A 22,917-nucleotide genomic window follows, 5' to 3' on the forward strand; every position below is an offset into this window, starting at 1 on the left:
ACCTATCCCGGTCCGCCCTTGAACATCCACTTCCCTTTTGGAATTCGCCCCTCAATTGTCGGGAGTCGATCAGAGTCCATACCCTGCTTCCGCGGACACAGCCCGCAGCAGCATTGTTGTCCCCTCCCCCAGGACATTCGTCAATGATTGTCTCGGGTCACATGAAGACCAGCGTCCGTTGCCCGCTGAGCATGACGCGTCCTTCAAGGTGCATCTTGACTGCCCGCGCCAGAACCCGCGCTTCGATGTCACGTCCGACAGCGACCAGGTCGTCCGCCGTCATGGAATGGGCGACGCGTTCTGCCTCTTGCTCGATGATCGGCCCTTCGTCGAGATCTGCGGTAACATAATGCGCGGTGGCCCCGATAAGCTTGACCCCTCGTTCATGTGCCTGGTGATACGGCTTGGCCCCCTTGAAGCTGGGCAGGAAAGAGTGGTGAATGTTGATCACCCGCCCCGACAGCGCGCGCGTCATTTCGTCGGACAGCACCTGCATGTAGCGCGCCAGAACCACCAGATCAGCGTCTGTTTCTTCGACCAGCGCCAGCAGTTCCGCCTCGGCCTCGGCCTTTGTCGCGCGGGTGACCGGCAGGTGGTGGAAGGGCAGCCCCTCATGCTCGGCGATGCGGCGTGCATCGGGATGGTTCGAAACGATGGCAACGACTTCCGCATCGAGCCAGCCAACACGCACCTGGTAGAGAAGATGCAGCAAAGCGTGATCGAAGCGCGACACCATGATGAGGATGCGAGGCTTGCGCGCTGTATGCGTGAGGGTCATCTCCATCTCGAAGCGCGCCTTGATCGGGGCAAGCGCGTCGACGATGCGGCTTTCGTCGTCTTCCGGGGCCAGAAACGCCACGCGCAGGAAAAAGCGATCGCTCTGGCGATCCCAGAACTGCGCAGTTTCGACAAGGTTCGCGCCCTCGGCTGCCAGTGCGGACGTGACCGCCGCCACGATCCCCGGTGCGGCGTCACAGGACAGTTTCAGGATGAACTGCGGCTCGGTCATGACACCTGTGTCCGATCTGGATTCAGCATTCGGGCAGGTTGACGGCAAGGCCTCCAAGGCTCGTCTCCTTGTATTTGGTGTTCATGTCTTCGCCGGTCTGGCGCATGGTCTCGATGCAATTGTCGAGCGGCATGAAATGCGTGCCATCCCCGCGCAAGGCCAGACTTGCGGCGCTGACAGCCTTGATGGCCCCCAGACCGTTGCGTTCGATGCAGGGCACCTGCACCAACCCGCCCGCCGGATCGCAGGTCATGCCCAGGTGATGCTCCAGCGCAATTTCGGCCGCATTTTCGATCTGCTCGTTGGTGCCGCCAAGGGCTGCGCACAGCCCCGCCGCCGCCATGGCTGAGGCGCTTCCCACTTCTGCCTGACAACCGCATTCAGCGCCCGAGATCGAGGCCCGGTGCTTGATCAGACCGCCGATGGCCGAGGCTGTCAGAACCATGATCTCCACGCCCTCTTCGGTGGCACCGATGCACTGGTCGCGATAGTAGCGGATCACCGATGGCACCACGCCCGCCGCCCCGTTGGTGGGTGATGTCACGACCCTGCCCCCGGCCGCGTTTTCCTCGTTCACGGCCATGGCGTAGACCGACAGCCAATCCGTCGCCGCGTGCGGCTGGCGCAAGTTGCTGCCCTGTTCCGCCAGAAGCTGTTCGTGGATCGCCTTGGCGCGCCGCTTGACGCTCAGCCCGCCAGGCAAGATACCCTCCATCCGCAAGCCGCGGTCGATGCAGGCATTCATCACGTCGCAGATGCGGGTGATCTGGGCCGACAGTTCACGCGCCGAGATGTTCTGATGAGCACATTCATTGGCGCGTTTCATCTCGGCAATGCTCTTGCCCGAAGCGCGGCCCATTTCCAGCATCTCTGCCGCCGACCCGAACGGATAGGGATAGCCCATTGCCTCTTTCTCGGCATGCAGCGTCTGGGTCTTTGCGGATTTTTCGGCCTCAAGCTCGGCCTCGGTCAGGACAAACCCACCGCCGACCGAATAGTAGGTCTGCGTCAGGTAGGGATTGCCGCGCTCGTCGAAGGCGCGCAGCACCAGGCCATTGGCGTGGCCGGGCAGTGGCGGGCCATAGTCGAACACGAGGTCGGTTTCAGGGTCGAAATCAAGCGTGCCAAGCCCCGGCGGGCTGATGCGCTTGGTCTTCCTGACCTCGGCTACCAGCGCTTCTGCCGCGTCCGGATCAAGCGTGGCAGGCAGATAGCCGATCAGCCCCAGGATCACCGCGCGGTCGCTTGCATGGCCCTTGCCGGTGAATGCGAGAGAGCCGTGCAAGGAAGCACCCAGGCGGGCAAGCGTGCCCGCGCCGGGGATTTTTTCGGCCCCGACGCGCAGATCATCCAGGAAGCGCGCAGCGGCGGTCATCGGCCCCATCGTATGTGACGATGAGGGGCCGACACCAATCTTGAAAATGTCGAAGACCGACAGGAACATGGCTTACACGCCGTCGCTGTAGATCGGGTGCGCGGCACACAGGGCCTGCACCTCTTTCAGCACGGAAGCCTCGACATCGGCATCCCCTTCGGGATTCGCGGCGAGCGCGTCGATCACGCGCAGGATCAGTTCACCGACCTTGCGGAACTCTGCCTCGCCGAAGCCACGCGTTGTGCCTGCGGATGTGCCAAGACGGACGCCGGAGGTAACGAACGGTTTTTCGGGATCGAAGGGGATGGCGTTCTTGTTGCAGGTCAGCCCTGCCCGCTCTAGCGCGATCTCGGCGACCTTGCCGGTCACGCCCTTGGGGCGCAGATCGACCAGCACCATATGGCAATCGGTGCCACCCGACACGACGCCCAGACCACCCGTCACCAGCACGTCGGACAGCGCACGGGCATTGGCGACCACATCCTTTGCATACTGCTTGAACGAAGGCTCCAGCGCCTCGCCAAAGGCCACCGCCTTGGCCGCGATGACGTGCATCAGGGGTCCACCCTGATTGCCCGGGAAAACGGCCGAGTTGAACTTCTTGGCCAGGGCTTCGTCATTGGTGAGGATGATGCCGCCGCGCGGGCCGCGCAGGGTCTTGTGCGTGGTGGAGGTCACGACATGGGCATGGGGCACCGGATCGGGATACTCACCGGCCGCGATCAGACCCGCGTAATGCGCCATGTCGACCATCAGATAGGCGCCGACTTCATCGGCAATGGCACGGAACGCGGCGAAATCCATGTGCCGCGGATAGGCGGACGCACCCGCGACGATCAACTTGGGTTTCGTCTCCAACGCGACCTTGCGCACATTGTCCATATCGATCAGCAGATCGTCCTTGGACACTTCATAGCTGACCACGTCGAACCATTTGCCCGACATCGTGACCGGCGAACCATGGGTCAGGTGCCCGCCATGTGCCAGATTCAGGCCCATGATGCGGTCGCCGGGCTGAAGCAGGGCCAGGAAAACGGCCTGGTTGGCCTGCGCGCCGGAATGCGGCTGAACATTGGCAAAACCTGCACCAAACAACTTGCGCAGCCGGTCGATGGCGATCTGTTCGACGGTATCCACATGCTCGCAGCCACCGTAGTACCGGCGCCCCGGATAGCCCTCGGCATATTTGTTGGTCAGCACCGAGCCCTGTGCCAGCAGCACGTCGCGGCTTACGATGTTTTCGGACGCGATCAGTTCGATCTGGTTCTGCTGGCGGTCCAGCTCGTGGCTGACGGCTTCGGCGATGGCCGTGTCAGAGATGCGGGCAGTTTCGGCTTTGGCGAGCATGAAAAGGGTCCTTTCAGGCGTAGCAAGGGGATCGCACCCCAAGGCGGGGCGCGGTCAAGAGAGGGTCGAGTAAATTGAGTGGGCCGTCAAAGACCCAGGGCAAGCTCTCGGGTGGCGACTTCGAGCAGACCGTGAACATGCGGGAAATAGGACCGCCAAACCTCAAGGCGGAACGCGTCCTCGCCATCGCGGATCAGCGTGACCTGCGCATAGTCGAAAACGGTGCGCTTGGCGCCGCCGACGGGAATGCGCGACAGGTCCAGCGGACAGGCCACCGACAGCAGCTCAGCCGCAGCAGGCCCGGTGATGCCGATCGTCAACTCGCGATCGGAAATCACGACAAGGCTGTGGGGGGTGTTCGCGCGGACCTCGTCGAAGGCCGCCACGATGGCTTGCTGGTCAGCTTCTGCGGCATGCAGCAACCATTCATCCGGCCCGATGCAATAGGCGCCGCGATCGGCATTCTGTTCGCCCTGGCCGATTTTCGTCGGCAAGGAGAGACCAAATGCCTGGGAAGCGGCTGCCAGGTCGCTGGGCGCGATGCGCAGGTTGAAGCGGGCCACCGGCGGCAAAATCGTCACGGTGACGGCATCGAAAGATGTTGCGGGAGCATTCATGATCTCACCTCCTCATTCGACCTTCAGGCGGTCGCCCGCCGGGTCATAAAACACGGTGCCAGTGACCTTCGCCGGAATCGGGGTTCCGTTCGCGTCGGGGACGTAGAGCGTCTGTTCCATCCGGTCGAACCCGCCCTCGACCACTGCCATGGCGATGGAGCGGCCCAACGACTCGGACCAGTAGGACGAGGTCACATGGCCGATCATCTTCATCGGCTTGGGCTGCTTCGGATCATCGACGATCTGAGCACCTTCGATCAGCACGGTCTTGGGATCTTCCGTCAGAAGACCGATCAGCTGCTTGCGTCCGGGCGCCACGATGTCCGGCCGATCCAGCGAGCGCTTGCCAACGAAATCGGGCTTCTTCTTGCCGATGGCCCATCCGATCCCGGCATCCTGTGGGGTGACGGTGCCGTCGGTGTCCTGGCCCACGATGATGAAGCCCTTCTCGGCGCGCAGAACGTGCATGGTTTCGGTGCCATAGGGGCAGATGTCGTACTGCTGGCCCGCCTCCCAGAGCTTTTCCCAAAGCGCCTTGCCGTGACGGGCGGGCACGTTGATCTCGAAGCCCAGTTCGCCGGTAAAGCTGATCCGGAAGAGCCGCGAGGGGAAGCCCGCGACGGTGCATTCCACGACCGACATATGCGGGAATGCCTCGGCCGAGATATCCGCGCCCTCGACAAACTGCTCCAGCAGCTTGCGTGCATTGGGGCCATTCAACGCGATGGTCGCCCATTCCTCGGTCGTGGAGGTCAGCCATACCTTCAGGTCCGGCCATTCCGTCTGGAGGTAGTCCTCCATCATGTTCAGAACCCGCGGCGCGCCGCCCGTGGTGGTGGTGACATGGAACAGGTCATCGCGCATCCGGCCAATGACGCCGTCGTCGCGGATGAACCCGTCTTCGCCCAGCAACAGGCCATAGCGCGCGCGTCCGACACCCAGCTTGGTCCAGGGGTTGGTGTACATGCGGTTCATGAATTCCGTCGCATCGGGGCCAGAGACCTCGATCTTGCCGAGCGTCGAGGCGTCGAAGATGCCAAGGCTCTCGCGCGTGGACTTGCACTCACGGGCGACCGCCTTGTGCATGTCCTCGCCGGCCTGCGGGAAATACCAGGCCCGCCGCCACAGCGCGACCGGTTCGAATTCCGCGCCATGCTCTTCGGCCCAGCTGTCGATGGGCGTCTTGCGCGTGACTTCGAAATGGGCGCCCTTGTGATAGCCCGCAAAGGCACCGAAAGTGGTCGGTGTATAGGGAGGACGGAAGGTCGTCAGACCCACCTGCGGTGCTTCCTTGCCCAGGGCGTCGGATGCGATGGTCAGGCCGTTCATGTTGGACAACTTGCCCTGATCGGTCGCCATGCCGTTGGTGGTGTAGCGTTTGACGTGTTCGATGGACCGCATGCCTTCGCGCACGGCCAGGCGGATGTCCTTGGCGGTCACGTCGTTCTGGAAGTCGACAAATGCCTTCGCCTTGCCGGCGCTGCGGTCTGTCGGCAGTTCCTTTTGCGTGATGCCGGTACCGGTGCGATCCGCGGTGACCTCAAAGGCGACAACGTCCGCCTTGCCACCCAGCGACCCGATGGCCTCGGCACCGGCCTTGGCGCCATCCTCAAGCGCCGCGGCAATACCCCAAAGCCCGCGCCCCGCACCCGCGATATGCACGTCTTCGGTCTTGTGACCGGGCAGGTAGACCTTGGCCTCAGGATCCCAGTCGAGCGAGCCCTTGGTGTGCGAGAACAGGTGCAGCGAGGGCGTCCAGCCACCGCAAACCAGCACGGCATCGCACAACAGATGTGTCGCATCGCCCGCCTTGCCGTTGCTCACGGGATTGACGCGCAACGCCTTGACCCGCAGCCGGCCCTTGGTGCCGGTGGCGGTGTAGCCGAGATGTGTCTTGATCCCGCGCTTCTGCGCCTCGTCCTTCAGGGCCTGCGCAACCTCGTTGCGGGTGTCGACAATGGCAACCACCTTTGCACCGGCGTCGGCCATGTCGAAAGCGGTGTACCACGCGCTGTCATGGCTGGTCAGCACGACGGGTTCGCGGCCCACAAGCACGCCAAAACGGTTCAGGAAGGTCTGCGCTGCCCCGGCCATCATCACGCCGGGCACATCGTTGCCGTCAAAGACCATGGGGCGCTCGATAGCCCCCTGGGCCAGCACGACCTCTTTCGCGCGCAGCCGCCACATGCGTTCGCGGGGCGCTCCTTCGGGCACATCCGCGATGTGGTCGGTCAGTTTTTGCACGAGACCGATCATGTTCTGGTGGTAATAGCCGATCGCCGTGGTGCGCGTCATGCGCGTGACGTTCGGCAGGCGGTCCAGCTCTGCCATGGCCCCTTCGAGCCACTCCCAGGCGGGCTGACCGTCGATGGAAACCGAGGGCTCCGACAGAAGCGTGCCGCCCATCTCGGAGTTTTCATCCACCAGAACGACCTTGGAACCGGCACGTCCGGCAGCCAGCGCGGCAGCAATGCCGGACGGGCCGGAACCGATGATCAGAACGTCGCAGTGCATATAGCGGCTTGCGTAGATGTCGGGATCGACATGCGTGGGCGCCTTGCCCAGACCGGCGGCCTTGCGGATGATCGGCTCATAGACGCTGTCCCAGAAGCTGCGAGGCCACATGAACGTCTTGTAATAGAAACCGGCCGAGAACAGCATGTAGAGCCGGTCGTTGATCGCACCGAGATCGAACTTGAGGCTTGGCCACTTGTTCTGGCTTTCGGCCGTCAGACCCGGATAGATCTCCTGCATCGTGGCGCGGGTGTTCGGCTCGAACCGGCCCTCGCCGGCACGCGTGGTGCCGATCAGTGCGTTTGGCTCTTCCGAGCTGGCAGTCACGACGCCGCGCGGACGGTGGTACTTGAAGCTGCGCCCCATCAGGTGCACGCCATTGGCCAGCAGCGCCGACGCAACGGTATCGCCTTCGAACCCCTGGTAGGTCTGGCTGTCAAAAGTGAACGTGACGGGTTTGCCGGTGTTCACACGGCCTCGGCCGTTTACACGATACGTGGTCATACTGCGGCCTCCAGGTCGGTGGTATCAGGGCGGGCCTCGCCGGCCTTGTAGGTGGTCAGGAAGCGGTCGCTTACCGTGTCACGCAGGGCATTGAAGAAACGGCCGCAGCCGTTGATGTGCCGCCAGCGCTCTGCGTGAACGCCCTTGACGTTGGTGCGGATGAACAGGAAATCGCGCCATTCTTCGTCACTGAGCTTCGAGGGATCTTCGGGACGCGCGATATGGGCTTCGCCGGCATAGGCGAATTCCAGTTCGGGAAGCGTGTCGTCGCAATAGGGGCAATGGATCAATAGCATGGTCTTGTCTCCTCAGTGCGCAACGGCGGCAGCGGCGGCTTCGTCGATCAGCCGGCCCGTGGTGAATCGTTCAAGCGTGAAGGGGGCGTTGATCGGGTGCGGCTCGTCCTTGGCCACGGTCCAGGCCAGCGTATGCGCCGCCCCCGGTGTCGCCTTGAACCCGCCGGTGCCCCAGCCGCAGTTGACATACAGTCCCTTGACCGGCGTCTTGCCCAGAATGGCCGAGCGGTCCGGCGTGACATCGACGATGCCGCCCCATTTGCGCAGCATCCGCATCCGGTTGAAGATCGGGAAGACCTCGCAGATCGCCGCAACCGTATGTTCGATCAGCGGCAAGCCGCCGCGCTGCGAATAGCTGGTGTACTGGTCGGTCCCCGAGCCGATCACCAGTTCGCCCTTGTCGGACTGGCTGATATAGGCGTGCACGGTGTTCGACATCACGACGCAGGGGAAGACCGGCTTGATCGGCTCGGACACCAGCGCCTGCAGCGGGTAGCTTTCCAGCGGCATCCGCACGCCCGCGCTGTCCATCACCACGCTGGTGTGACCGGCAGCAGAAACCGCGACCTTCTTGGCCTTGATGAACCCCTTGGCGGTTTCGACACCTTCGACCGACCCATCGGCCCCGCGGCGGATCGAAATGACCGGGCAGTTCTGGATGATATCGACGCCGCGCTTGGCGGCCGCGCGTGCATAGCCCCAGGCGACCGCATCGTGGCGCGCGGTGCCCGCACGCTTTTGCAGGGCGGCGCCCATGACGGGATAGCGTGCATCCGGAGAGATGTTGAGCGGCGGGCAGAATTCCTTGGCCTGCTGGGGGTTCAGCCACTGGTTGTCGACGCCGTTCAGCCGGTTGGCGTGGATGTGACGCTGGAAGGACTGCACATCATGTACGTTGTGCGCCAGCATCATGACGCCGCGCTTGGAATACATCACGTTGTAATTCAGCTCGGTCGACAGGTTCTCCCACAGATCGAGCGCGTGATCGTAGAGTTTCGCACTTTCGTCATAGAGATAGTTCGAGCGGATGATCGTGGTGTTGCGGCCCGTGTTGCCGCCCCCCAGCCAGCCTTTTTCGATGACGGCGACATTGGTGATGCCATGTTCCTTGGCAAGGTAATACGCCGCGCCAAGGCCATGCCCACCGGCACCGACGATGATGACATCGTATTCGTCCTTGGGCTGTTTGTCCGGCCATTGCTCGGGCCAGTTCTTGTGGCCTGTCAGCGCGTTCTTGAGCAGCGAAAAGCCGGAAAAGTGGGTCATTTGCGAAGCCTCGAATGTCTAGGGAAGCGGTCTAGCCAAGCATGTCTCATGCCCTGCGGGAAAATCATTGTATGATTGCGCCGGGTGCGTGGTATATTTGCGCCAATACCCTTGCCGGAAAGACTGACATGACCACCAAACCCGTGCTGAAAATCGGCTTCATTCTTGCCCGCCGATTCACCTTGTCTGCTTTGGCAAATTTCGTGGACGTTCTGCGGCTGGCAGCGGATGAAGGCGATCGGTCGCGACCGATCCGGTGTTCCTGGCGCATTGTCTCGGCAACAATGAATCCGGTGGTCTCGAGCTGCGGCATCCCGGTGCAGCCCGATGAGCGCCTCGGCGACCCGCGCGAGTTCGACTATGTGGTCGTGGTAGGCGGGCTGATACCGGCAATCCAGGATCTCAACCCGGACTATCTGGTGTACCTCAAGCGCGTGGCACAGGCCAATGTTCCGATTGTCGGTGTCTGTACCGGCGCGTTCATCCTGCACAAGGCAGGCCTGATGGACGGCTACCGCTGTTGTGTCAGCTGGTTCCACCACAATGATTTCCTGGAACAATTCGAAGGGCTCATTCCGATATCCGACCAGATCTACGTTGTTGATCGTGATCGATTGACCTGTTCCGGGGGGGCAAGCTCTGCCCATCTGGCGGCTTTTCTGGTGGATCGGCACATCGGGCAGGCTGCGGCAAGAAAAAGCCTGAACATCATGATCATCGACGAAGCCCAGACATCTGAAAACCCGCAGCCGGGCCTGCCGCTTGAATACAACACGTCGGACATTTTGGTGCGCAAAGCCCTGCATCTGATTCGGCAGAATGTGGCAACGCCATTGACTGTCGGGGAATTGTCCACACGGTTGAAGGTTAGCAGACGCCGGCTTGAACGTCACTTCGGCGAGGCGCTGAAACTCTCGCCGGCCGAGGCCGGTCTATCGGTCCGGCTGAATGTCGCGCGCCACCTGCTGAGCGAAACAGACCGGTCCGTGACGGACATCGCGACGGCAACCGGATTTTGCGACGCCTCGCATTTCGGGAAGGTGTTTCGCACCCGCGAGGGACTCCCGCCCGAGGCCTGGCGGCAAAATCTGGCGCAAGTCGGTCAGGAAACGTAAAACGGGCGAGCGCCGTGGCGCCCGCCCGTTCTGGAAGTCCGTTCAGATCGTCTAGCTGACGTCGGAAGCGTCGCTGCTCGAATGCTCCTGTGACAGGCAGCGCACGATGGCCACACACATCAGCACCATGATGATCGAGAACGGCAGTGCCGCAATGATGGCTGCGGTCTGCAAGGTGCTGAGCGCCGCGCTGCCTCCGGCCACCAGCAGAACCGCCGCGACCACGCCCTCGAACGAGCCCCAGATCAAGCGGTGACGATACATCGGGTGTTCGTTGCCCTCGCTGAGGATCGTCGCCACAACCAATGTGCCCGAGTCCGACGAGGTCACGAAATAGGTTGTCACAAGGATCGTGCCAAGCACGCCGGCCACAACACCGATTACGCCCACATCCATCGCTTCGAACGTCGCGAAAAGCGCCATCGAAACGTTGCTGCTCACGGCATCGGACACGCCGCCGGGACCGAAAAGCTCCGCCCAGAGCGCGGTTCCGCCATAGGCCACAATCCAGACAAAGGACAGCAGGGACGAAACACCGACAACTCCGAAGATGAACTCACGAACCGTTCTGCCCCGCGAAACGCGCGCGACGAAGACCCCGACGAACGGCGCCCAGGAGATCCACCAGCCCCAGTAGAAGGTCGTCCACCAGCCCTGCCACATATCGCTCCAGCGCGTGGCCTCGTTCGGGACGCCTTCGATATAGACGTTGAACTTGAACAGGTTCATCAGGTAGGAAACCGTGGCTTCTCCGAGGCTTACCAGCAGATAGCGCGTCGGCCCCCAGGCGAAGAAGAAGACCAGCAGCACGATCGTCAGCCACATGTTGACCTGGGACAACCACTTGATGCCCCGGTCAAGACCCGACAGAACCGAGCAGAGGGCGACACCGGTGATCGCTGCGATCAGCACGAGCTGCACGCCCTTTGTGATCGGGATACCCCAGATGTGATTCAGGCCCGCATTGATCTGGGTAACGCCCAGGCCAAGAGACGTCGCGATGCCGAAGATGGTTGCGAAAACCGCGATCACGTCGATCACAACGCCCAGCTTGCCTTCCACGTGATCCCCGAACAGCGGGTAAAGCGTATAGCGGATGCCCAGCGGCTTGTTCAGCCGGTAGCTGACCAGACACAGGGCCAGCGCAACAATGCAATAGATTGCCCATGCGTTCAGACCCCAGTGGAAAAAGCTGACCTGGAGCGCCATGTCGGCCGCCTCGGCGGTTCCCGTTCCCTCTGCAAACGGCGTGCCGCCGGAATAGTGGAAGATCGGCTCTGCGATGGACCAGAAAATGATGCCAATCCCCTGCCCCGCCGCGTAGAGCATCGCGAACCAGGTGAAGTAGCTGTATTTCGGCCGCTCATCCGCGTCGCCAAGCCGGATCGCGCCATATTTGCTGACCGCGATGGCAATCAGAAAAACCAGAAAACCGCCTGACATGATAACGTACCACCAATTGAAGTAGAACGTTACGATGGTCCGGGCGGAATCGATCCACGACGCGGAATTTGTCGGGAATGCAAGAACCAGGAAAATGAACAGCAGAATGACCCCTGCCGATATCAGGGATGAGTACGGATTCACCCCCCTGAATATACCCGATCGAATAACCATTGTTTCTCCTCTAAGTAATCTTCCTGATCAGAACCGGCTCCATTCATCCCTCGGTTCTGGTTTTTCTGTCGGATCAGAGATTCTCGCCTGGCAGAATGTGGCAGCTCTCCGGCGCCCAATGAACGATGACTTTTGAGCCCGCATGCAGATTGAGCAGGGACAATTCATCATGGGACTTCTGAACCTTGAGTTCGTGACCGGTTTCCGTCTCCAGGAAGACCATGGCCGTCCCGCCGATGAACTCCTCGCCTGCCACACTGGCCAGGATACCCGGCTGGCCGCTGTCGGGCGCGCTCAACTGCATGTTCTCGGCGCTGACGATGAAGGTGACGGCTTGCCCCTGTACGGCATTGGGCAGTTCGTCCTTGGACAGACTTGTTTCACCGCCTTCGAAATCGACCTTCCAGCCGTCGGAACCGGACGAGCCGGTAATGACGCTGTCAAAGATGTTGGCCGACCCCAGAAACTCGGCAACGAACCGATTGTAGGGTTCGCGATAGATTTCCTCGGGCGTGCCGATCTGCTCGATCTGCCCGCGGCTCATGATGACCACCCGATCCGCCATCGAAAACGCTTCGGACATGGAGTGCGTCACGTAAACGAAGGTGATGCCCAGATCCTTCTGCAGATTGGACAGCACCGCTTGCATCCGCACCTTGAGGTGTGCGTCCAGCGCCGAGAGCGGCTCATCCAGCAGCAGGATCTTCGGCTCTGTCACAAGCGCGCGCGCCAGGGCCACACGTTGCTTTTGACCGCCCGACAACTGGTTGATGTTGCGGTTTGCGAACTCGGTGATCTGCATCTTCTCGAGCCATTTTTCCGCGCGCTGTCGGCGTTCTTCCTTGCCGACACCGCGCATCTTGAGCGCAAACTCGACGTTTTCCTGAACCGTCAGGAACGGGAACAGGGCCAGGGATTGCCAGACCATGGGGGTGTCCCGGTCCCAGGTGGCCTTGCCGTTGACCTTTTCCCCGTCAAGGTAGATCGCACCTTCGGTCGGGTCTTCAAGGCCGGCCAGCATGCGCAATGTCGTGGTCTTGCCGCAGCCGGAAGACCCCATGATGGCCAGGAACTCGCCGCGCCCGATTTCGAAATCGGCCTTTTCGACTGCGGTGAAATTTCCAAACCGCTTGACGACATTGTCGAACTTCACGATGGCTTCGGACTGCTGTTCCATTTCTGCGTTCACTTTCATGACTTTTTGTCCTCCGGGCTCCGCAGCAGAAGCTGGGCAAGTATGATCAGCGTCATTGAGCTGAGGAAGGCGAGGGAGCCGATGGCGTTGATGCGTGGGCTGACCTGGCCTTGCAGGAAGCCCAGAATTTTCACAGGCAGCGTTTCGTTGAGACCGGACACGAACCATGCGACGGCGAATTCATCGAAGGACACCGCCATGGTGATGAACAGCGCCGCAAAGATCGCAGGTTTGGCGAAAGGAATGATGACGTAGCGCAGGGTCTGCCACTGGTTTCCGCCCATGTTCCATGATGCGGCTTCCAGGTCAGGATCCATCTGCGACAGGCGCAGCCGGATGATGGCCATGGCAAAGGGACTGCACATCACACCATGCGCGATGATGACCGAAATCGTTGTGCCGGACAGGTTCACGCGGCTCAGGAAGGCGAGCATGGCCAACCCCATGATCACAACCGGGATGGTCGGCGGCAACATCGCCAGGGCGAGGTAGAAAGACTTGCCGGTGAAGTTGTACCGGAAGTCCGTATAGGCCCCGCCAAAGCCCAGAAGGGTCGCAATGACGGCGACCGTCAGACCCACGACCACGGTATTGGCAAAGCCCTGCCAAACCAGCGGATCCTCCCAGATCAGGCGATACCATTCGGTCGAGAACTCTCCCAGCGGGAGGGACGGGAACCGGTCCGAGTTGAGCGAGAAGACGAAGCTTCCCGCGATCGGAGCGAAGATGAACAACAGGCACAGCGCGATATGCAGCTTCAGAAGTCCGTTGACGATGCGGTTTTCGTTCCCCATCTTATTTCCCCCGCTCTTTGTAGGCATAGGTGATCGCCGCGAAAGCAACCGTCAGAAGCGTGACGATCATCATGATCGCCACCACGGCGGCGCGGGGCCATTGCTGGCCGGATTTGGTGAAGTCCGTGATCATGATCGACAGGGTCGGAGGGTTGCCACCGCCCAGGTAAAGCGGGCTGACGAAGTCCCCGAAACTCAGGATGAAGGCAAACAGCGCCGCAACGACAAGGCCCACCTTGGCCGACGGCACGATGACCGCAAAGACCGTCCGCAACCGCCCGCAGCGCAGGTTGTGCGCAGCCTCGATCAGGTCGCGGTTGACGAAATTCAGGCTGAATGTCTGCAGCAGGATGACCAGGGGCAGCGTCAGCGTGATCATGCCCACGATGACACCAAACGCGTTGTTCAACATCGGAAACGGGCCAAGACCCACATAACCGAAGACGGCGTTCACGATGCCCGCGTCCGACAGGAACACCTGCAACGAATAGACCCGCACAAGATAGCTGGTGAAGAACGGGATGATCAGGATGAAGATCATCCAGCGCTTGGCCTTCTCGCTCATCTTGAAGGAGATCGCATAGGACGCCGGGAAGGCGATGATACTGGTGATCGCGGCAGCAGCCGTGGCCAGGACCATGGTCCGGAAATAGGCATCCCAGAAAACGCCGCGCGTCAGAACGCGCTCCCAATTGCCGAAGTTGATATCGGGCTGCATCTGGAAGTTGCGCACGGTCCAGAAGCTGATCGCGACAAGAAACAACAGGGGAAACAGGAAGAAAGTCAACTGCCAGATCAGAAGCGGCATCGACAAGATCAGTGAAAACAGGGTTGGTCGCTTGGTCATGTCAGTTCCCATGGCTCTGCAGGCGGAACGCAGATCGGGGCGCGTTCACGTACCGCGCCCCGAAAAGAATGCGCTTTACGCGCCTTTGTAGTCGGACCAGAAGTCGTTCCAGTCTTCGAGGCTCTGCTGAACCGGAAGCTGACGATACTGGATCAGCCCTTCGCGGATCATGTCCATGGCATTGCGCTCGCCCAGCACCATGTTCTGACGCTTGGCTTCTGCGGGGTTGGTCTCGTTCAGCACTTTCCAACCGGCTTCCGACGGCACGATGGCGGGATAGGCCGCCATGTCAGCGGATTTTGCCTGGCCTTCCGGCGAGGTGATGTACTGGATCCACTTCTTGGCCATCTCCTGGTTCTTGGAGCCTTTGCCGATCGAAAAGCTCTCGGTCCACTGCAGGCCGCCTTCCTTGGGAATGACGCTGCGCACCGCGCTGCCGTTCTTTTCCAGGGTGCCCGTGATCCAGTCACCGATGCCCGCAAAGGCCAGCATCTGGCCGTTGTCGAGCGACGAGAAGGTGCCGCCGTAGTCAAAGAAGCCACCCGCCTGACGACGCAGACCCATGGTGTGCTCTTGCACCTTTTCCCAGGCCGCTTCGTCGATGTCGTAGGGCGAGGAATTGCCCACGTGCAGGCTCATCTGACCCAGGTTGGGCAGGTGCCAGTCGAAATGGCCGAGTTTTCCGGTCAGACGCTCGTCCGCGAAAAGATCGTAGCTGGATGCTTCCTCTTCCGTGAACGCATCGGTGTTGTACGCCACACCAAGGAAGCCAAACCGGGTGATCACGGAATAGAGCTTGTCGTCCTGCCAGTGGCCCGGGAATTTCTGGAACTCGGGGAAGAAGTCGTCGAAGGCATAGTCAGCCGGGTCAAGCTCTTCGATGTATCCGGCGGCATTGAGCTGCTGAACATATTCGCCATCGGACAGGATCACGTCGAAGGTCCCGCGCGGAGATTGCGCGATCAGCCCCAGCATGTTGTCGCCGCCGGTATAGTACTTCGGCACGAACTTGACGTTGTTGGCTTCTTCGAATTCACCCACGATATCGGGCTCTGCGTGGCCGTACCAGGCGAGCATCGAAAGCTCTGTGGTCTGCGCCGCAGCGCGAATCGACAGGAATGGCGTGGTCAAAGCCGCTGCACCGGTCATTTTCAGAAGGCTGCGACGGCTGGGTCTGATCAGTTTGGATGTCATTGGGTTGCTCCTTGTTGGGGTCACATTTTTTTTACGGATCGATCAACTCGCACTTGCCGGCGCTCAAGGCTGGCCGAACTCGGCTTTAAGGGCTTTCACGATCCCCTTGGTGCAGACATCCAGAAGGATATCGCCCTTTTCGGCGGTCGCTTCCTTTGGCGAGGACAGCGTGCCACTGGCCGGCGTCCAGTCCGGTTTGGCCGGGTAGACGTCATAGGGGGGGAAGGTTGCGGGCGCGTGCTCTACCGCGTCCTGCAGGGACACGAGATCAGGGTGCAGGCGCAGCATCAGGGAAGTTTCCAGAACACCGCCATGCTCGATGTCCCAGCCAAGGAAACCGTTGGGATACAGCTTCTCGATCGAGGCCTGATCCACGAAATCCCAATAGGAAAGGACCACGACCTTGACGTCGTGGATGTCGGCCCAGCCCAGTTCGCGCAGGGCAAGGTCGATGGCTTCGGTGATGAACCAGGAGTTTTCGAAATGACCGTTGACGATGCACAGGTTGCGCACACCGTGGCGTACGAATTCCTTGACCACGTCCTTGAGCGCATTCACGAGGCTCGCGCCGTCAAGGCTGGTGGTGCCCGGAAAGAAGTTCCCGCCACCCGATTTCTGGTGTGACTTGTATCCATAGGTGAAGGGCGGCGCGACGAGAGCCCCTGCCTGTTCGGCAGCGCGACGTGCGAATTCCGTCGGCAAAAGCACATCCACATGCATCGGCATATGATGGCCGTGCTGCTCCATGGACCCGAGCGGAATTAGTATTGGCACATCCCCGTTCTGCACCCGTTTTTGATAGTCGGGCCAAGGCAATTCAGCGGCGAAAACGGTAGAATATGGCATTGAACCCCCATGGACTGTTGATCTTCAGACCCTAGGGCAGCTTGCCTTCTCTCGGAAATTCATAGTAACAATGCATGAATAAGGATTGTTTATGATGCGCAAATTCACAAACCTGCAGACCGATCTGTTGCGGACCTTCGTGACCGTGGTGGACCTGCGCAACTACACCGAAACCGGGAACGTCCTGGGACGGACCCAGCCGGCGATATCCCTGCAGATCAAGCGCCTTGAAGAAGTTGTCGGTGCGAAATTACTGGAGCACAAAGGCAAACAGGTCGAGTTGACGCCGAACGGACAGACCCTTCTGGGCTACGCCCGCGAGATGCTGCGCCTCAACGACCGGGCCGTCGCGAACCTGCAGCAGACAGCCGCCCTTGGAACGCTTCGGATCGGTCTGCCAGTCGACTATTCGATCGATTTCTTCCAAAGCATCATCGCCAGGTTCTCCCGCGAAAACCCGGCTGTTCTGCTGGACATTCGATGTCATCGAAGCCGGGAACTGCTCTCTGCCCTCCATATTGACACCCTCGACATGGCCATTGCCATCACTGACGTGATGCCGGCACCCCATGTCTCTATCTACTGGTCGGAACGTCCGGTCTGGGTCTGTGCCCGCGATCACAAGATCGACCCCGACCACCCGCTCAAGGTGATCGCCCACCCCGATGGCTGCTTCTATCGCAAGCGCATGATCGATGCCCTGAATGCCGAGGGGCGCGACTGGCGCGTGTCCTTTGAAAGCCTGGGCGTGTCAGCCCTCCAGAAGGCCGTTCTGGATGGCATGGGCGTCACCGCGCTGACCAGAAAGACCCTGCTGCCCGGCATGCGGACCCTGACCCCCAGCGATGGCTTCCCGCAATTGTCCAATATCCACATCGGGCTGTTCTACAAGCACATCAAGATGTCGGATGCGGCGCTGAAGCTGATCGAACGGATCACGGAAGACGTGTCGAGCTTCCGCCTGCCGATGCGCGCCCGCGCCGGATCTTAGGCCAACACGCAAGCCTGATATGAAATTCTTATGGTAGGATGATTGCAATTAATTTTTCGCGACGCAGCCTGACTGCTACGCATTCTGTGTCACTGATAGCAGAGAGGACTTTCGACAATGGACGACATGCTCCACGTCATGGAATGGCACAACGGCGAGAAGGAGTTTTCGCCCTTTTCGGACAACGAGATGGCCCGCCGGCAGAACGAATTGCGTGACTGGATGGGCAAGAACGACGTCGACGCGGCGCTGTTCACCTCGTACCACTGCATCAACTATTACAGCGGCTGGCTCTACTGCTATTTCGGCCGCAAGTACGGCATGGTCATCGACCAGAAGAATGCCACCACGATCTCTGCCGGCATCGATGGCGGTCAGCCTTTCCGCCGCAGCTTTGGCAACAACATCACCTACACGGACTGGCGCCGTGACAACTTCTACCGCGCGATCCAGCAACTGACCCAAGGCGCCAAGCGCGTCGGGATCGAATTCGATCACGTGTCGCTGGAATACCGGCAATTGATCCAGGACGCTCTGCCGGGCGTCGAACTGGTGGACGTCGGCCAGCCGGCCATGTGGATGCGCACGATCAAGTCGGCCGAAGAGATCAAGCTGATCAAGGAAGGCGCCCGCGTCGCCGACGTCGGCGGTGCTGCCGTGGCAAATGCCGTCAAGGCAGGTGTCCCCGAGCACGAAGTCGCCATCGCCGGGACCAACGCGATGATCCGCGAGATCGCAAACTCCTTCCCCTTTGTGGAACTGATGGACACGTGGACCTGGTTCCAGTCGGGCATCAACACCGACGGCGCGCACAACCCCGTGACCAACAAGAAGGTGCAGTCCGGCGAGATCCTCAGCCTCAACACTTTCCCGATGATCTTCGGGTATTACACCGCCCTGGAACGCACCCTGTTCTGCGACCACGTGGATGATGCCAGCCTCGACATCTGGGAAAAGAACGTGAAGGTGCACGAGCGTGGACTTGAACTGATCAAGCCCGGCGCCCGCTGCATGGACATCGCGATTGAACTCAACGAGATGTACCGCGAATGGGATCTGCTGAAGTATCGTTCGTTCGGTTACGGGCACAGCTTCGGCGTTCTGAGCCACTACTATGGCCGCGAGGCCGGTGTCGAACTTCGCGAAGACATCGAAACGGTGCTCAAGCCCGGAATGGTCGTTTCCATGGAGCCCATGGTCATGATCCCCGAAGGACAGCCCGGCGCTGGCGGCTACCGCGAGCATGACATTCTGGTCATCGAAGAGGACAAGGTCGAGAACATCACCGGCTTCCCCTTCGGCCCCGAGCACAACGTCATCAAGAACTAAGGTCAGTTCATTCTCGGTAGTGAACAACCTGGTCACGATCAGCGCCTTGATGGCGCTGGTCGCAGCGGTGGCCCTGCTGTCGCGTGCAACCCAACAGCGCGGTTACACCGCGTTTGCACGCGGGGCGGGCGTACCGATCTTCTTTCAAATGAACAGCAGCGACTGATCCATTGCAGGCATGAGTGTCGGCGATACCGTCGCATGGGCGGTCACCATCGATTTGCGTGTGGCCGGGGGAACCCCACCAAACAAGTGACCCAACTGGCAGCTGGGTGTTTCTCCATCAGTGTATCGGTCAGGGCGGGTACCTGTTTGGCGCGACGCTGCACTACAAGGTGAATGCCAGTACCTCGGCCCGGATGAGCGGGCGGCTGGTGCTGAATGGGGCGACCGAGATCAAGGGATCATATGGCGAGGTTTTCGGGACGCATGTGTCGGGGGCTACTGCGCTCTGGTTGCAGACGATGGTCGAATTAGCGGCCGGCGATACCGTCGAGCTCCAGGGATACTTCCGGGTCGCGGATGGCTACCTCGCTGCCGACCACACGTCCTTCTGGGGTGCGAAGGTAGGGTGACGGACGGGAAACACTCGGCCCGCTACCAATGAGCGACACTGAGCCCAATCATCCAACTTTGACCTTCATTGCAGGAGTACGATGGGTTGATCCGGCACCGCGGCATTGTACAGGAAGGGCGGAGAGCGGGCTTTCTCTGCAGGCGCGAACCGCTCATGGATTATCGTCAAAAGCCGACATCCACATTCGCCTGAGTCCGAGATGCTCACTGCGCTGCCGCAAGTCGGCTCGGAGCCCGCCATACCAAATGCTGCACCTTGCAACGCAGGCTGCTATGCCGACTTCGGCGCAGTCGAGAAATCTCAACCTTTGTGGGCGCCGATTTCAGAAAGCAGGACGGGACGTGTCTTCGTTGCGACCGGTGCAGAGATAGATATCATCGCGCCATTCTGACCCAAGTGGGCTGTTGGAAGCAGCGACAGGCTGCTTCCAACATTTTCGATCACTTCGCTTCTTCTTTAGCGCCACAAGCACAGTCATTTGCACTGCTGGCAAAATCGATCAACACGATCTCGCCTGGCCGCCAGGTCTGGTCGAACCAGGACTCGAGCGGGCCATACAGGCGGAAGATCGTGTTCCAGCCCTTGCCGGGAACGGTCTGGACCCAGTTGCTTTCCTTGCCCTTCGGGGCCTCCGGCGCAAAGTAGATGTCGTAGGAGCCGTCGTCATTCTGGGTGACGCTCGTGTCGTTGCTGCCGATCCCAGGGAACTGGGCGTCGGTCTGCAACATCGATCGGGTCTGGTTGTCATAGAGCGTGAACGACCAGAAATCCTTGGCCGGCACCTCCTTTGGCACATTCACCTTGTAGGTCCTCGCACCATCCAGCGGGTTGCCCTTGGAATCGAGATAGGTGAAGGCATATTGCGAACCTTTGCCGACCTTCTTGAGGGCCATCGCAGGCGTGATCCCGGTCGCGTAGAAATGGAAGCCCGCGCGGATGTCGTGCAGGGTCACACCGTCCAGCTCCCATGTGTAGGCGCCGCCCGGGAACGCCGTCAGCCAGTAGCTCTCACCGGGATACCAGTAGAACCGCTCGTCGCGCGGCTTGGAGACGATGGTCTTAACGGTGACCGAGCCGGCGCTTGCTGCGGCCTTGAGGATCGCCTGCATCCGCTCATCGGGCGCAAATTCCTGTCCCTTGACGATCCCGATCGCCGCGAGGTGCCCAAGAAGCTCGGGACGTTCGCCCATCAAGGGTTCGGCCTGAACAACGTCGTTGATCTCGTGGAAGATATTCTCGTCCATCCGGTGGATCGTGTTCATAAACTGACCAGACGCATTCACGAAGGTCATTTCCGGCGGGGTCTCCGCCTGGGAGAGCGGATAAATCTTGAACTTCTCCTTGGTGTTGTTGACCGCGTCATCCGTCGAGCCATCCTTCTGATACCCGCGCCAGATCACCCAGTTGCCATAGGTGGAGGTCGGCGCAACGTGGTAGCCTTCGGGAACATCGCCCTCGTAACCCGGCGGCAGGACAAGGAACTTGCCGCCCTTGCCTTCATCCGGTCCCAGGTTTCCGAAATCGATCACATAGCGGAACCAGTGATCGTTGATGAACCCGAGCACGTTGGGCGGTGTCTCGATCACCATCGGTTCGTCGCCCATCTCCAGCCAGGAGAACATGTAAACGCTGGTGGTGTTGGCGGTCAGGAACAGGGCTTTCGAATCCATCAGCCCCTCGAACAGAACGGCCGTCGTGTTCGCCGGACCAAATTCCAGGATGCCTTTGCGGATTGCGTCCATCGAGGCAATCTTGGTGCCATCAAGAAAGGCTTGGTAGGCGTGGGTGAAGTCCAGCAGGTTGTACACCTTCTGTGCGGACTCCACGTCCGGCACGCCGTCAAAGAAGTTCAGAGCTCCCACGCGGGTCTGGATGTTGTCCGGTGTAGTTATGCCTTCCGGTATCTCCGTTGTCATCTCCATTGCCGGCACTTCCTGAGCCGCCAGCGGAGAGACCCAGAGCCCCCCAGCCATCGTGGCAATTCCGGCTGTGGTAGCCAGTGCCCTTGTGGAAATCATCTTTCGGCCTCCCTTTTTTCGTTTGGCGCAAGCATGCCCTTTTTCAAAAGCACATCTGCCCTTGCGGAATTGGTCGCTATCGTCCGATTTGTTCAATCGATGCGGCTGCGTCGAATGGGTACAGCGTCGAGAGCCAAACTCGCATGATTGCCGAAAGCACCACGTCTTTCGGGGCTTTCTCGCCAGAACCAAACGCCTGAATGAGCATGCCGGCGTCCATTCTATTCAATGCGCGCGCAACCGGCAGCGGTTCAAAGTCTGGCGTAAGGCCCGCAGCCTGATCCTGTGCAATGCGGGCCGAAACCACTTCATCAAACGATCCCAGGAACATCTCCCAGACACGTTCCAGTCGGGCATCACCCGGCGCGGCATCCGCAACGGCTTTCAGGATCGGGCCATGCTGGTGGGCGACATCGACCAGGGTTGTCAGGCTCTGCCGCAGGCCCCCAACCGCATCCCCCTCATTGGAGAGCCAGGCACGCGCCCCTTCGACGATCCCGACTTTCACTTCGTCCAGAAGCGTTTCCATGAATCCGTGGAGATCGTTGAAATAGAGATAGAAGGTGGGGCGACTGTACTCTGTCGTTGCCATGAGACCGCCGACGGTGAGATCGCGAAATGGCCGGGTTTCCAGGAATACGGATCCTGCATCGAGAATGGCGGACCGCGTTATCGCGGCCTTGCTCGGCGGCATGGGCCGAACGCTCTTGGACGCTGAATCGGTGGCGAACGTATCTGACATCCCGTCACTAAATCTGACAGAGCGTCAGAAGTCGAGAGTATTCCTTGCAACTCTTTCGGGATGTCTTTTGCCCGGAGCCCTGTATGAACCTCCGTTCGCTTGTACATTCGCTTCCGGTTTCACCGAGAATTGGAGCAAACCTCTTGGAATCGGAAATTCACCAATACACCGTCAATGCTGGCTATGCGCGGGTTGCCGTTGCTAGCGGTGATTGATCGAAGGACGGCAAGGTCCGCGATCTGTGCGTCGACCCAATCCGGGTGTTGCGCTTGCAGCGAAAGGCGGCTTCGACCGGCCGCACTGCAGCAATATGCAAGGTTGCCGAGGTCGGGATTGGGCCGCTCACGTGGTTGCCGATGCGCCCCATTGGGCAAGCGATCCGTACTCCTCCGTGTCCGCTTTGAGTCGTTCTGACTCGATGTGGCCGGTCGCAGTGCTGGCATCCTGCCATCGTTTGCTTGTCGCAATGAGGCTCCCGAAGAAGCCGACCACGGCACACGTGCCAACCCTGGTCAGCGATTCCCACAGTTCCAAATATTGGGCTCGTCAAAGGTTGATGTGGCGTTGATGTAAAACGCGACATCAAAAACTTGATCGGCTGAAGCCGACTTCAAGTCTTTGATATTGTTTTAAATTTTTGGTTGCGGGGGCAGGATTTGAACCTGCGGCCTTCAGGTTATGAGCCTGACGAGCTACCGGGCTGCTCCACCCCGCGACGCTTGGG

The 22,917-nt window shown here is 60.4% G+C and carries 20 protein-coding genes and 1 tRNA gene; 5 read left to right on the forward strand and 16 right to left on the reverse strand.

Annotated features, from left to right (window positions below; genetic code table 11):
- Positions 1 to 157 precede the first annotated feature (157 nt).
- The 7 genes from purU to ACP15K_RS16495 form a co-directional block, all read right to left on the reverse strand.
- Entirely contained in the window at positions 158 to 1,009 is an 852-nt protein-coding gene (gene purU, locus ACP15K_RS16465) for a formyltetrahydrofolate deformylase (protein ID WP_193142898.1), read from the reverse strand.
- Positions 1,010 to 1,031: 22 nt separating this feature from the next.
- Positions 1,032 to 2,453 (reverse strand): L-serine ammonia-lyase, encoded by a 1,422-nt coding sequence (locus ACP15K_RS16470; protein ID WP_193142897.1) that lies wholly within the window; start codon positions 2,451 to 2,453, stop codon positions 1,032 to 1,034.
- Positions 2,454 to 2,456: 3 nt separating this feature from the next.
- A complete protein-coding gene (gene glyA / locus ACP15K_RS16475; protein ID WP_193142896.1) occupies positions 2,457 to 3,731 on the reverse strand; it encodes a serine hydroxymethyltransferase in 1,275 nt (424 codons plus the stop codon).
- An 86-nt stretch (positions 3,732 to 3,817) separates the two neighbouring features.
- Positions 3,818 to 4,348 (reverse strand): sarcosine oxidase subunit gamma, encoded by a 531-nt coding sequence (locus tag ACP15K_RS16480; protein ID WP_193142895.1) that lies wholly within the window; start codon positions 4,346 to 4,348, stop codon positions 3,818 to 3,820.
- A gap of 12 nt (positions 4,349 to 4,360) precedes the next feature.
- Positions 4,361 to 7,366 carry a sarcosine oxidase subunit alpha gene (locus ACP15K_RS16485; protein WP_424991023.1) on the reverse strand — a complete coding sequence of 1,002 codons (3,006 nt, stop codon included), beginning with the start codon at positions 7,364 to 7,366 and terminating at the stop codon, positions 4,361 to 4,363.
- Positions 7,363 to 7,662, reverse strand: a complete 300-nt coding sequence (locus tag ACP15K_RS16490) for a sarcosine oxidase subunit delta (RefSeq protein WP_193142893.1) — start codon at positions 7,660 to 7,662, stop codon at positions 7,363 to 7,365. The genes ACP15K_RS16485 and ACP15K_RS16490 overlap by 4 nt, the downstream gene beginning before the upstream one ends.
- 12 nt (positions 7,663 to 7,674) lie before the next feature.
- Positions 7,675 to 8,928, reverse strand: a complete 1,254-nt coding sequence (locus ACP15K_RS16495) for a sarcosine oxidase subunit beta family protein (protein WP_193142892.1) — start codon at positions 8,926 to 8,928, stop codon at positions 7,675 to 7,677.
- 128 nt (positions 8,929 to 9,056) lie between these two features.
- On the opposite strand from ACP15K_RS16495, the gene ACP15K_RS16500 reads away from it, so the two are divergent.
- On the forward strand, positions 9,057 to 10,043 hold the full coding sequence (locus ACP15K_RS16500) for a GlxA family transcriptional regulator (RefSeq protein ID WP_193142891.1): 987 nt from the start codon (positions 9,057 to 9,059) through the stop codon (positions 10,041 to 10,043).
- Positions 10,044 to 10,094: 51 nt separating this feature from the next.
- On the opposite strand, the gene ACP15K_RS16505 is transcribed toward ACP15K_RS16500, so the two are convergent.
- The 6 genes from ACP15K_RS16505 to ACP15K_RS16530 form a co-directional block, all read right to left on the reverse strand.
- Positions 10,095 to 11,660: a BCCT family transporter gene (locus tag ACP15K_RS16505; RefSeq protein ID WP_424991024.1), complete on the reverse strand. Its 1,566-nt coding sequence runs from the start codon at positions 11,658 to 11,660 to the stop codon at positions 10,095 to 10,097.
- A 73-nt stretch (positions 11,661 to 11,733) separates the two neighbouring features.
- The gene (locus ACP15K_RS16510) at positions 11,734 to 12,855 is read right to left on the reverse strand and encodes an ABC transporter ATP-binding protein (RefSeq protein WP_424991025.1); all 1,122 of its coding nucleotides are present in this window, start codon (positions 12,853 to 12,855) and stop codon (positions 11,734 to 11,736) included.
- Entirely contained in the window at positions 12,852 to 13,649 is a 798-nt protein-coding gene (locus ACP15K_RS16515) for an ABC transporter permease (protein ID WP_193142888.1), read from the reverse strand. The genes ACP15K_RS16510 and ACP15K_RS16515 overlap by 4 nt, the downstream gene beginning before the upstream one ends.
- Position 13,650: 1 nt before the next feature.
- Positions 13,651 to 14,496 carry an ABC transporter permease gene (locus ACP15K_RS16520; protein ID WP_193142887.1) on the reverse strand — a complete coding sequence of 282 codons (846 nt, stop codon included), beginning with the start codon at positions 14,494 to 14,496 and terminating at the stop codon, positions 13,651 to 13,653.
- A 75-nt stretch (positions 14,497 to 14,571) separates the two neighbouring features.
- Positions 14,572 to 15,690 (reverse strand): polyamine ABC transporter substrate-binding protein, encoded by a 1,119-nt coding sequence (locus tag ACP15K_RS16525; protein WP_193142886.1) that lies wholly within the window; start codon positions 15,688 to 15,690, stop codon positions 14,572 to 14,574.
- A gap of 63 nt (positions 15,691 to 15,753) precedes the next feature.
- Positions 15,754 to 16,536, reverse strand: a complete 783-nt coding sequence (locus tag ACP15K_RS16530; RefSeq protein WP_193142885.1) for a creatininase — start codon at positions 16,534 to 16,536, stop codon at positions 15,754 to 15,756.
- A gap of 94 nt (positions 16,537 to 16,630) precedes the next feature.
- Here ACP15K_RS16530 and ACP15K_RS16535 point away from each other — a divergent pair, with 94 nt between their 5' ends.
- The 4 genes from ACP15K_RS16535 to ACP15K_RS16550 all read left to right on the forward strand — a co-directional run bounded on the left by ACP15K_RS16535 (position 16,631) and on the right by ACP15K_RS16550 (position 19,431).
- Positions 16,631 to 17,527: a LysR substrate-binding domain-containing protein gene (locus ACP15K_RS16535; protein ID WP_193142884.1), complete on the forward strand. Its 897-nt coding sequence runs from the start codon at positions 16,631 to 16,633 to the stop codon at positions 17,525 to 17,527.
- A gap of 117 nt (positions 17,528 to 17,644) precedes the next feature.
- Complete coding sequence (locus ACP15K_RS16540; protein WP_193142883.1) at positions 17,645 to 18,856, forward strand: M24 family metallopeptidase; 1,212 nt, start codon at positions 17,645 to 17,647, stop codon at positions 18,854 to 18,856.
- Positions 18,857 to 18,875: 19 nt separating this feature from the next.
- Complete coding sequence (locus tag ACP15K_RS16545) at positions 18,876 to 19,022, forward strand: hypothetical protein (RefSeq protein WP_424991026.1); 147 nt, start codon at positions 18,876 to 18,878, stop codon at positions 19,020 to 19,022.
- Between the two features lie 106 nt (positions 19,023 to 19,128).
- On the forward strand, positions 19,129 to 19,431 hold the full coding sequence (locus ACP15K_RS16550) for a hypothetical protein (protein ID WP_226926021.1): 303 nt from the start codon (positions 19,129 to 19,131) through the stop codon (positions 19,429 to 19,431).
- Between the two features lie 442 nt (positions 19,432 to 19,873).
- Here ACP15K_RS16550 and ACP15K_RS16555 read toward each other — a convergent pair whose 3' ends face one another.
- The 3 genes from ACP15K_RS16555 to ACP15K_RS16565 form a co-directional block, all read right to left on the reverse strand.
- Positions 19,874 to 21,406, reverse strand: a complete 1,533-nt coding sequence (locus tag ACP15K_RS16555; protein WP_424991027.1) for a DUF1254 domain-containing protein — start codon at positions 21,404 to 21,406, stop codon at positions 19,874 to 19,876.
- Between the two features lie 121 nt (positions 21,407 to 21,527).
- Complete coding sequence (locus ACP15K_RS16560; protein ID WP_424991028.1) at positions 21,528 to 22,193, reverse strand: TetR/AcrR family transcriptional regulator; 666 nt, start codon at positions 22,191 to 22,193, stop codon at positions 21,528 to 21,530.
- 638 nt (positions 22,194 to 22,831) lie between these two features.
- Positions 22,832 to 22,908: transfer RNA gene (locus ACP15K_RS16565), tRNA-Met, on the reverse strand.
- Positions 22,909 to 22,917: the final 9 nt, after the last annotated feature.

Source organism: Fluviibacterium sp. S390 (assembly GCF_049800695.1).
In the GTDB taxonomy this organism is placed as follows: Bacteria; Pseudomonadota; Alphaproteobacteria; order Rhodobacterales; family Rhodobacteraceae; genus Meridianimarinicoccus.